The organism is Thermococcus celericrescens, from assembly GCF_001484195.1.
GTDB lineage: Archaea > Methanobacteriota_B > Thermococci > Thermococcales > Thermococcaceae > Thermococcus > Thermococcus celericrescens.
In genome coordinates, this window is record NZ_LLYW01000041.1 from 19,801 (window position 1) to 29,914 (window position 10,114).

Here is a 10,114-nt window from a genome sequence, read left to right on the forward strand (position 1 = left end):
TTAAAATGATTTTGGACACCGTTGGTTAGAGCCTGCATCTCCCATCGAAGAAGCTCGGTCTCTCGAATTCCTTTCTCATGACCGGGAAGTCCTCGCGGTAGTGAGCGCCCCGACTTTCTTCCCTCGCGAGTGCGCACTCAAGGACTCCCCTCGCGAGCAGCTTTAACCTCGGATCTGCCTCGATTCCCTCAAGCTCCCTGAGGCCCTCTTTAAGGGTCTTCGCGCTCCTAACGATTCCGGCGTGATTCCACAGGAGTTCCCTCAGCGAGTCAACGTCCCCGGCCTCGTAGCCGTGATATGCCGGCTCCTTTACCTCTCCCCGCCTCGGCTTATCCCTCGCGATTGTCCTAGCCATCTCAAGTCCGCTCACGATGCACTCAAGGAGGGAGTTGCTGGCGAGTCTGTTCGCCCCGTGAAAACCGTTGCTCATGGCCTCTCCAACGGCGTAGAGGTTTTTGATTGCCGTCCTGTACCAGAGGTCAACGGCTATTCCCCCCATCGTGTAGTGAGCTATCGGGGAGACGGGGATTAGGTCCTTTGACGGGTCTAGCCCATCGTTTCTCAGAAAGGCGTATATCTGGGGGAAGCGCCTCTTGAAGTCCTCTATGCCAGTCGCGTCAAGGAAGACCCTCTTACCGGCCTTCATCTGGTTGTATATCGCCCTTGCGACGATGTCCCTCGTGGAGAGTTCGTTAACGAAGCGCTCCCCGTCTTCCGTCACCAGCTTTGCTCCGGCACCGCGGACGGCCTCACTGACCAGGAAAACGCCGCTCCTTCCGAGGTAACCCGTCGGATGGAACTGGACGAACTCCAAGTCCCTCGCTGGGGCACCCTTCATTATCGCGTCGCCAATGAGGAGGCCAGTGTTGGATTTCGAGCCCGCTGTGAACTTGAAAAGGCCAGAGAAACCGCCGGAAGCTATGACCATCGAGTCAAAGCGCAGGAATTCGCCCTCAAGGAAAACACCGTAGGCTTTCCCCCGCTTCACGGCCAGCTCATCAACTCCTCCTTTGACGAAGTGAACCCCAAGCTCCTTGGCGCGGAGGTGTAGGAGCTTCGTCACGTGCTTCCCGGTCTCGTTCTTAATCGTGAATACCCTCGGGAAGGAGTGTCCCCCCTCGGTCTCGTTGGCCTCAAACTCCAGCCCTATCGAGAGGAGAAACTCGTAGGCCTCGCTCGCCTTGGACACAACGCTCCACACGACCTCCGCGTCGTTGAGATACTTGCCGGCCTTGATCGTGTCGAGAACGTGAGCCCTGGGAGAATCGCCGTCGAGAATGGGAAACGCTATCCCTGCCTGAGCGAGGTAGGAGTTGCTCTCCTTTATTCCCCCACCGATGACCGTCACGTCGAAGCCCCGTCTCGCCAGGGCTACGGCCGCCGTTAATCCCGCGGCACCGCTTCCGATGATTCCAACGCTGGTCATAGCTCTCCCCAGGCTGGACTGGGAGAAACGCCTTATAAGGTTTTCAAAAAGAGGGGAGGGAATCACTTCCCGACCGGATAGTTCGGCGCCTCGTTGGTGATGAAGATATCGTGCGGGTGGCTCTCCTTGACGCCGGCCTGGGTTATGACCACGAACTCGCCCTTCTCCTTGAGTTCGGCTATGCTTGAAGCTCCGACGTAGCCCATTCCTGAGCGGAGACCTCCAACGAGCTGATAGAGAACCTCGCTGACCGGTCCTTTGTAGGGTACGACTCCCTCAACTCCCTCCGGGACGAACTTCTTGGTCTTCATGTGGCCCTTCTGGTAGTAGCGCTCCGCTCCTCCCTTCATCATGGCACCGAGGGAACCCATGCCGCGGTACTGCTTGTATCTCCTGCCGTTGATGACGACCTCCTTGCCCGGTGCCTCCTTCGTTCCGGCCAAGAGGGAGCCTAGCATTACCGCGTCAGCTCCCGCTGCTATCGCTTTGACTATGTCGCCAGAGTAGCGGATTCCGCCGTCGGCTATGACGTGGAGTCCGTACTCCTGGGCCCTGTCCGCCACGAGGGCTATGGCGGTTACCTGGGGGACGCCAACGCCAGCGACGACCCTCGTTGTACATATGCTTCCGGGCCCTATTCCGACCTTGACGGCGTCGGCGAAGGTGAGGTCGTCAACCGCTTTGGGGTTAGCGATGTTTCCAACGATCAAATCGGCATCGACGGCTTTTCGTATCTCCTTCATAGCCCTTATGGCCTTGAGGTTGTGGGCGTGAGCTGTGTCAACGACGATTACATCGGCGCCTGCCCTGTCGAGGGCCTTGGCGCGCTCGATATCGAAGGGACCCACCGCTGCGGCAACGAGCAGGTCTCCGTTCTCGTCCCGAACGGCGTTCCTGTACTTCTTCCTCATCATGAGGTCGCTCATCGTGATTATTCCCACGAGGCGGCCGTTCTCATCGACCACCGGGAGGCGGGCTATCCGGTTGGCCACCATCGTCTCAAGGGCTTCCTCGACCGAGACGTCCTCGCCAACGGTTATGACCTCGCCCGTCATGACCTCCCTGACGAGGCTGCCCTCCTTGGCCGCTATGTCCTTCTTGGTAACGATGCCGACTATTCTGCCGTCCTCACCAACGACCGGAAGGCCGTCGATGTCGTTTCTCTCCATGAGGAAGAGCGCGTAGTCGAGGGTTTCATCGGGGCCTATGGTGATGACGTCCTCGACTATGAAGCGCTCGGCGCACTTGACCTTTCTGACCATCTCGGCCTGCTCCGCAACGCTCATGTTCCTGTGGAGGACTCCCAGGCCGCCCTCCCTGGCCATCGCAACGGCCATCTTCCACTCGGTAACGGTGTCCATAGCCGCGCTGAGAATCGGTATGTTAAGCTTCACGTTCGGCGTTATCCGAGTCGAGACGTCAACGTCCCTGGGCTCGACTTCGGTCGCCTGCGGTATCAGAAGAACGTCGTCAAAGGTGTATCCCTTAATAGCATTAACAAGTTTGTGTTCAAATTTTCCCATTTTTCTCGCGCCTCCACATCCTTTTTAACGTGAACCTGTCAAGGGTTTTTAAGGGTTTCCACAACGGAACCCGAACCACGTATGGGGCACAGGAGAGAAGAACAAACCGGAAGGAGGTATTCCGTCCTCTTTACAAACGTAAAGCTTTTAAGCAAATGCCATGTCCGTGCACGGTGATCCCGAATGAGGAAGCTTATGATAGCGCTCTCCTACGCGGCCCCGATAATGGTGACCCTCGCGTCATAGCGCTGATGATGTGACAAAATCTCACCCAGACTTTGAAAACGTCCATCCAAACTTCACCCGATTTTCCCCCAATTTTCATCACCGATACAACCACCCTCCCGAAAGACTAAAATAGGCACCAGTGTACAGCTATCCCGGTGATTACTATGGAGGCAGCCGTAAGAAACGTTGCAAGGGGGGAGGGCCAAACCCTCCGCTGGAAAGGTTGAGAGGAGCTTTGGTTTTGAGGAGCTGTTGGGTGAAATACTGAAGGAAGGTCTCTTCTGGGCCGCCCTCGGTCGGCCGTCAGAGGTCATGCCGTTTCTGAGGGGCAAGCTCTTGAGCAACGGCATCGGCGTGGAAAGCGGACGCAGGAAATACCTTGAGTACCTGCTCGACGACCTGGAAAGGTTCTACAAGCGGGTCTCGTGGAGCAACGAGATTGACGAGCGGCACTGGAGGGCGTTGAAGTCCTTCCACAGGGACATAGTCTCGGTGATTTCTTCTGAGAGGGCTTAGCTTTTTAACCCCTCTTCCCTACTCCTTCTGGGATGATGAGGGAAGTTTCGTCCGAGCGGTGAGGAGACTCGCATGGGCTGACCACCCTCACTTTAGATCTTTTTCAGTGAGGGATTTGATGCCGGTCTCCTCGCAGAGTTTTATGCATAAAAGTATAATGCATTACACTTTTGTGCACCCGCAACCCTCAACCTTTTAAGCGGCTCTTCTCTTCGCTCATCGGGAGGAAAAATGGAGGAAAAACTAGAGAAGTTCATCTCTCATCTCAAGGTACTCGTGGAGCTTGAGAGGAAGGCAGAGATAGAGGCTATGAGGATAGAGATGAAAAGGCTGAGCGGACGCGAGAGGGAGAAGGTCGGGAGGGCCATTCTCGGCATGAACGGTAAAATCGCCGGCGAGGAGCTGGGCTACTTTCTGGTGAAATACGGCCGAGACCGGGAGATAAAAACGGAGATAAGCGTTGGCGATCTGGTCGTAATCAGCAAGCGTGACCCATTGAAGAGCGACCTGGTTGGAACGGCGGTGGAGAAGGGGAAGCGCTTCCTAACGGTCGCCCTTGAAACCGTTCCAGAGTGGGCTTTGAAGGGAGTCCGCATCGACCTGTACGCCAACGACATAACCTTCAAGCGCTGGCTTGAGAACCTTGAGGCCCTTCGCGAGAGCGGGAGGAAAGCGCTGGAGCTTTACCTCGGTCTGAGGGAGCCCGAGGAGAGCGGGGAAGTCGAGTTCACGCCCTTTGACAGAAGCCTGAACGCGAGCCAGAGGAAAGCTGTGGCGAGGGCTTTGGGCAGTCCCGACTTCTTCCTGATTCACGGCCCGTTCGGAACCGGCAAGACGAGGACTCTCGCCGAGCTGATACGGCAGGAGGTGGAGAGGGGCAACAAGGTTCTGGCAACGGCTGAAAGCAACGTTGCCGTGGACAACCTAGTGGAGAGGCTGGTCCATTCGGGCATTAAGGTGGTTCGCGTCGGTCACCCGAGCAGGGTCTCAAAGAGCCTCCACGAGACGACCTTAGCTTACCTCATAACCCGGCACGAGCTCTACGGCGAGCTGAGGGAGTTGAGGGTTATCGGCCAGAACCTCGCTGAAAAGCGCGACACATTCACTAAGCCGTCCCCGAAGTACAGGCGCGGGCTGAGCGATAAGGAGATCCTCAGGCTGGCCTCGAAGGGCATCGGGACGAGGGGTGTTCCCGCTCGCTTAATCCGCGAGATGGCGGAGTGGATCAAGATCAACCGGCAGGTTCAGAAGACCTTCGACGATGCCAGAAAGCTTGAGGAGAGAATCGCGAGGGAAATCATCCGCGATGCCGACGTTGTTTTAACGACGAACTCCTCTGCCGGCCTTGATGTCGTTGACTACGGTTCCTACGACGTCGCGATAATAGACGAGGCGACGCAGGCAACCATTCCAAGCGTCCTCATACCAATCAACAGGGTGAGGCGGTTCGTTTTAGCTGGAGACCACAAACAGCTACCCCCGACGATACTCAGTGAGAAGGCGAAGGAGCTTAGCAAGACGCTCTTCGAAGGCCTAATCGAGCGCTATCCCGGAAAGAGTGAGATGCTCACCGTCCAGTACAGGATGAACGAGCGCCTGATGGAGTTCCCGAGCAGGGAGTTCTACAACGGTAGAATAGAGGCCGACGGGAGCATCAGGGCGATAACCCTAGCCGACCTCGGGGTTAAAAGCCCCGCGCGCGATGGTTCATGGGACGAAGTCCTCAGGCCGGAGAACACCTTGGTCTTCATAGACACATCAAAGAGAGAAGACCGCTTCGAGAGGCAGAGGTACGGCAGTGAGAGCAGGGAGAACCCGCTTGAGGCGGGGCTCGTTAAAGGGGCAGTTGAAAGACTTCTAGAGCTCGGCCTCAGGCCGGAGTGGGTTGGGGTCATAACGCCCTACGACGACCAGCGCGACCTGATACGCTCGCTTTTGCCGGAGGAAGTTGAGGTGAAGACGGTCGACGGCTACCAGGGGCGCGAGAAGGAGGTAATCGTTCTCTCCTTCGTTCGCTCCAACAGGAAGGGTGAGCTGGGCTTCCTGAAGGATTTGAGGCGCTTGAACGTCTCGCTGACGAGGGCGAAGAGGAAGCTGATTTTGATAGGCGATTCCTCGACTTTAAGTGCCCACCCAACTTATAAACGACTGGTGGAGTTTGTGGGTGAGAAGGAGACCGTTGTTGAGGTCAATGAGCTGGGAGTATCTTTTTAAGGGATACCCCCGAAACATGTTTCGGGGGTCGGCATGAGTTACTGGTTTTCTCCACGTCCGAGGGAGAGAGTGGAAGAATTGTTCGGAAGGGATGTCGAAGTCAGAAGATTAATCAACGCCCTTGAATCAAACAGTTGGGTCGCGGTTTTGGGTCCGAGAATGGCTGGGAAGACAAGTCTCGCGATTGCATCCTCTACGGAGTTCGCCAAGAAACATGGCTATTCCACCGTTTATATAGATTTGAGGAACTCAACGACACTTCGAGAAGCCACTGAAAGGATACTCCGCAACCTGCCACGGGGAGTTATCAAAAAGCTTGGGGCTTACCTCTCATCAATTACGATTAAGGGCCTTGAAATCCGGCTGAAACCTAGTGCCTCAGCATCGGGAGCACTTGAGGAAGCACTCAGAAGTCTAAAGAAAACTGTCATCATCCTTGATGAGGTACAGAAAGTCAGAGAAGGATTGCCCCAGTTTCTCAATGCACTATCAGTTGCATTCAATGAGAACCCGGAACTGTTGATAGTCTTTTCAGGCTCATATGCTGGACTCGTGAAAAAACTGTTCTCTCAAACATATTCGGAGGGCCTCTACGCCCGACAACCAATTGAGATAACGCTTAACCCCTGGGAACGGGACGTCGCGGAGGAGTTTCTAAGAAAAGGACTCGATGAGTGTGGAGTAAAAATATCGGAGAAAGAACTTGAGGACGTTCTGTGGGAACTTGGGACCCTGCCGGGCTGGCTCAGTTCCTATGGCTTAAGGCGCTGTCTAGGAGATGAGCACGTGAAAGCCCTTAACAGGGTCAATGAGAGCGCTGTAAAAGAAGCCAAACGCGAACTTGAAAATATACTCGAGGGAAGGTCCCCAAATGCCCCAATGGTTATAAAGCTACTCTCATACGGGGCAACCTGGAGCGAGCTGGAAAGAACGGGCATTTCAAAGAGGGCACTTCACACCCTCTTAGATGCACTAATAAACGACCTTTACGTCGTCTCAAAATCCGCAATTGGAAATCGGGTTGTATACAGGTTTACAGAGCCATCTTACCGGAAGGCGGCACTGTTAGTAGGTCAGAGGTGATACCATGTTCCTCTACACCAAAAACTTCGACGAGCAGAAGGCCAGGGCGATGGCAGGCCTTAGGAAGGCACTGGAAGAGGGCAAGGTGGACGGGGACATAATCCCCCTGCTCGATAAAATCAACTCGCTTGAGAACTACTTTACCACCTCCTCATGCTCGGGCAGGATTTCGGTCATGGAGATGCCGGACTTCGGCGACAAGGTCAATTCCGTCTGGCTCGGCAAGTGGCACAGGGAAGTTTCCGTCGAGGAAGTCCTTGAAGCCATTGGGAGGCACGAGAAGGGCCAGCTCTGGTTCCTCGTGAGGAGTCCGATTCTCCACGTCGCCGCGAGGACGATGGAGGACGCCGTTAGGCTCCTCAACCTCGCGATAGGCCTCGGTTTCAAGTATTCCAACATCAAGAGCGTGAGCCACAAGAAGCTCCTCGTCGAGATACGCTCCACCGAGAGAATGGACGTCCCGCTCGGCAAGGACGGAGAGCTCTGGGTCGATGAGGCCTACATCGAGAGAATCGTGAACATAGCAAACGACCAGCTGAGAAGGTTTAAAGGGAAGTTGAAGAGGCTGGAAGAAGAGATTGAGAAATTGTCAAATATCACTCAAGCTCTCCCTTAGCTTATCAAACTCCTCAAGGAGATAAAACGCCTCAATGCCAGCTTTTCTACTGTTTTTGACCATTATCTTATCATTTGAAACAAGAACACTTCCAGTAAGCATGGCGGTGGCTATGTAATAGGCATCAACCGCACGAGGATGGACATTCTCAGAGACGTAAACAGCGAGGTTGAACAATTCGTTCTCGTCCTTTACGTTAAATTCCTCGATTAAGCTCAACAGTGTCCGGTAATCAATTCCCACACCGAGTCTTTTCGCCACGGACAGCACTTCAATTATAAAAATCCTCGGAATGTACACTGGATTACCTTCCGCCATCTTGAAAAAATCTAGTGCCAACTTTCTTCTTTCGGGGTTTCCCTCGAAGAGAGCATCAACGAGAACGTTGGCGTCCAAAACTATCATCTTCTGTCCTCCTCGATTAATCTCGAGGGGTTTTCAAACTTGGGGAGAGCCTCGCTGAGTTTTTCGAGCTTCTGGAGGAACTTTTCAGTTACAACTCTCTCCTTAACCACTATGACAACCTTCTCGCGGTCGTGGAGGTGCGGCTTCCTAAGGGGTTTGAAGACACCATCCTCATAAACGGCCTCAATCTCCTCCATAATCTCACCACCAATCCACTTGTTTTGTTTTACCTCCTGGATTTAAGGGTTTTTGTTGAAAGGTTAAATTACCGTCCTTATTCTTCAAGCCCTCCAAACCTGAGGAGAAATGCCGCACCGAGAAGGGCCCACAGGAGGGTTGTGATGAGCGAAAGGCCGCCCCCGCTCCCCGAGATTAACCGTGAGGCGCTCACCGTCGGGAGGAGCATGAGGATTCTGGCAAGGCCATCGGGCAGAACGCTGGGGGGATAGTAAACCGGCGGGAACACCGTAAGACCGGTTACAAGTATGTTCGAGAGCCTTATCGTCCTAACGGGTTCCTTCATCCTCACCCCGAGGAGGAAGCCTATCCCGGCGCTCCACAGCCAGAGGGATATGATCCCGAGGATTATCCCGGGGACTGCCCAGGCTCCAAGGCGCGTGAGGAGGAGAACCGTGAGGAGAAGGACATAGGGCAGGGCAGGAACGCTCATGCCTATGGAAATCCCCAGGGCTTTCTTCCAGCCGCTTCCCGGAAGGGACATGAGGATGTCGTAGAACCTCGAACGCGTCTTCATTCCAACGAGTTCTATCGCCAGGTCTGCTATGCCGACCCCGACTATGAAGCTAACGACCGCTCCAGCGAGGGCAGTGTTCAGGAACCTGCCCCCGCTCACGACGTAGACTATGAAGATGAAGGAGAGCGGCTGAATCGCGAAGCTGATGAGGGAGAACCTCCCCCTGGTCAGTGCCCTGGCGTAGTACTCAATCAGCGCCAGCATCGAGACCACCCGTGATGAACACGTCCTCTATCGTCAGACTCTCCCTTCTGAAGGGCACTCCTGAGCTTTCGAGGGCTTCCATTATCTCCTTCTCCTCACGCCCGGAGCGGGTGTAGATGTAGGTATTTCTCCCGGCCTTTTTCAGGAGAAAACCCTCAAGCTTAACGTCTTCAAAGGCGACGATCTTCGAGTGAAGACCGCTCAGGTAGTCCCTCGCAACTCTCTCGGGCCTTCCGAAGGCTTTCACCTGGCCGTCCTTGAGGAGGAGAACGCGGTCGCAGACGCTCGATATCTCGTTGAGGTAGTGGCTGGTTAGGACTATCGTTGATTCTTCCGCCTTTTCCCGGAGAACCTCCCACAGGCTGAGCCTGTTCTCGACATCAAGGCCAACGGTCGGCTCGTCAAGGAAGTAAAGCTTAGCATCAGCTGAGAGAACCATGGCCAGCAGGGCCCTCCTGACCATGCCTCCCGAAAGGGTGGACATCGGTTCATCCGAGTAGTCTATCCGGAAGAGCCCCATGGCTTCATCCGCTCTTCGCCGGGCTTCGCTCTTGGCCAAGCCCCTCATCCGGAGGTAGTGGTAAACGTAGTCCCTCGGTGTGAGCGTGTAGAAATGGGCCTTAACGTCCTGTGGGAGGAGTGCAAAAAGGTTCCTTGCTTCGCAGGGCCCCTTTCCAAAAATTCTGACTTCACCGGAGTCGGGCTTCAGGAGACAGCTCAGAATCCTTATCAGCGTCGTCTTTCCGGCACCGTTTGGCCCGATTATTCCCACTATCTCGCCCTCTTCCACGGTGAAGGAAACGTCGCTGAGGGCCTTTTTTGAGCCGTACCATTTGGAGAGGCCTCTTACCTCAATGGAGGGCATACAAGAAAAGTTCTCATTGGACTAAAAAAGCTTTTCGGAGGTGTCGAAAGGAAAGAAGAAGTTAAAGGCCTTCAGTCAAGGTCGCCTCCGAAGTCGCTGCCGCCCTCGCCGCCCTTGTCCTTCTCGAGCTTGCTGGCGGCGATGACGTCGTCGATCCTGAGGATCATTATGGCAGCCTCGCTGGCGCTCTTGATGGCCTGCTTGGTGACCCTGACCGGAGCGATGACGCCCTTCTCCATCATGTCGGCCGGCTCGCCCTCGAAGACGTCGACACCGATGG

Annotated in this window: 11 protein-coding genes; 4 read left to right on the plus strand and 7 right to left on the minus strand. The window is 55.0% G+C overall.

Going from position 1 to position 10,114, the window contains the following annotated elements:
• Nucleotides 1-25: 25 nt before the first annotated feature.
• Both APY94_RS11160 and guaB read right to left on the minus strand, forming a co-directional pair.
• The gene (locus tag APY94_RS11160; RefSeq protein ID WP_058939705.1) at nucleotides 26-1,426 is read right to left on the minus strand and encodes an L-aspartate oxidase; all 1,401 of its coding nucleotides are present in this window, start codon (nucleotides 1,424-1,426) and stop codon (nucleotides 26-28) included.
• A 62-nt stretch (nucleotides 1,427-1,488) separates the two neighbouring features.
• On the minus strand, nucleotides 1,489-2,949 hold the full coding sequence (gene guaB, locus APY94_RS11165) for an IMP dehydrogenase (protein WP_058939706.1): 1,461 nt from the start codon (nucleotides 2,947-2,949) through the stop codon (nucleotides 1,489-1,491).
• Between the two features lie 414 nt (nucleotides 2,950-3,363).
• Here guaB and APY94_RS11170 point away from each other — a divergent pair, with 414 nt between their 5' ends.
• The 4 genes from APY94_RS11170 (at nucleotide 3,364) to taw3 (ending at nucleotide 7,606) form a co-directional block, all read left to right on the plus strand.
• Nucleotides 3,364-3,693: a hypothetical protein gene (locus tag APY94_RS11170; RefSeq protein WP_058939707.1), complete on the plus strand. Its 330-nt coding sequence runs from the start codon at nucleotides 3,364-3,366 to the stop codon at nucleotides 3,691-3,693.
• A gap of 231 nt (nucleotides 3,694-3,924) precedes the next feature.
• Nucleotides 3,925-5,907, plus strand: coding sequence for an IGHMBP2 family helicase (locus APY94_RS11175; protein WP_058939708.1), 1,983 nt, complete (start codon nucleotides 3,925-3,927; stop codon nucleotides 5,905-5,907).
• Nucleotides 5,908-5,940: 33 nt separating this feature from the next.
• Nucleotides 5,941-6,990 (plus strand): AAA family ATPase, encoded by a 1,050-nt coding sequence (locus APY94_RS11180; protein WP_058939709.1) that lies wholly within the window; start codon nucleotides 5,941-5,943, stop codon nucleotides 6,988-6,990.
• A 4-nt stretch (nucleotides 6,991-6,994) separates the two neighbouring features.
• On the plus strand, nucleotides 6,995-7,606 hold the full coding sequence (gene taw3 / locus APY94_RS11185; protein WP_058939710.1) for a tRNA(Phe) 7-((3-amino-3-carboxypropyl)-4-demethylwyosine(37)-N(4))-methyltransferase Taw3: 612 nt from the start codon (nucleotides 6,995-6,997) through the stop codon (nucleotides 7,604-7,606).
• Here the strand turns inward: taw3 and APY94_RS11190 are convergent.
• The 5 genes from APY94_RS11190 to APY94_RS11210 form a co-directional block, all read right to left on the minus strand.
• Complete coding sequence (locus APY94_RS11190) at nucleotides 7,580-8,011, minus strand: type II toxin-antitoxin system VapC family toxin (RefSeq protein ID WP_058939711.1); 432 nt, start codon at nucleotides 8,009-8,011, stop codon at nucleotides 7,580-7,582. The genes taw3 and APY94_RS11190 overlap by 27 nt on opposite strands.
• Entirely contained in the window at nucleotides 8,008-8,208 is a 201-nt protein-coding gene (locus APY94_RS11195; protein ID WP_058939712.1) for an antitoxin family protein, read from the minus strand. Before APY94_RS11195 ends, APY94_RS11190 begins: the two co-directional genes overlap by 4 nt.
• Nucleotides 8,209-8,285: 77 nt before the next feature.
• Nucleotides 8,286-8,969, minus strand: a complete 684-nt coding sequence (locus tag APY94_RS11200) for a hypothetical protein (protein ID WP_058939713.1) — start codon at nucleotides 8,967-8,969, stop codon at nucleotides 8,286-8,288.
• Complete coding sequence (locus tag APY94_RS11205; protein ID WP_058939714.1) at nucleotides 8,953-9,834, minus strand: ABC transporter ATP-binding protein; 882 nt, start codon at nucleotides 9,832-9,834, stop codon at nucleotides 8,953-8,955. Before APY94_RS11205 ends, APY94_RS11200 begins: the two co-directional genes overlap by 17 nt.
• Before the next feature lie 71 nt (nucleotides 9,835-9,905).
• Nucleotides 9,906-10,114 (minus strand): TCP-1/cpn60 chaperonin family protein (locus tag APY94_RS11210; protein WP_058939715.1); only part of this gene is annotated, 209 nt, incomplete at its 5' end.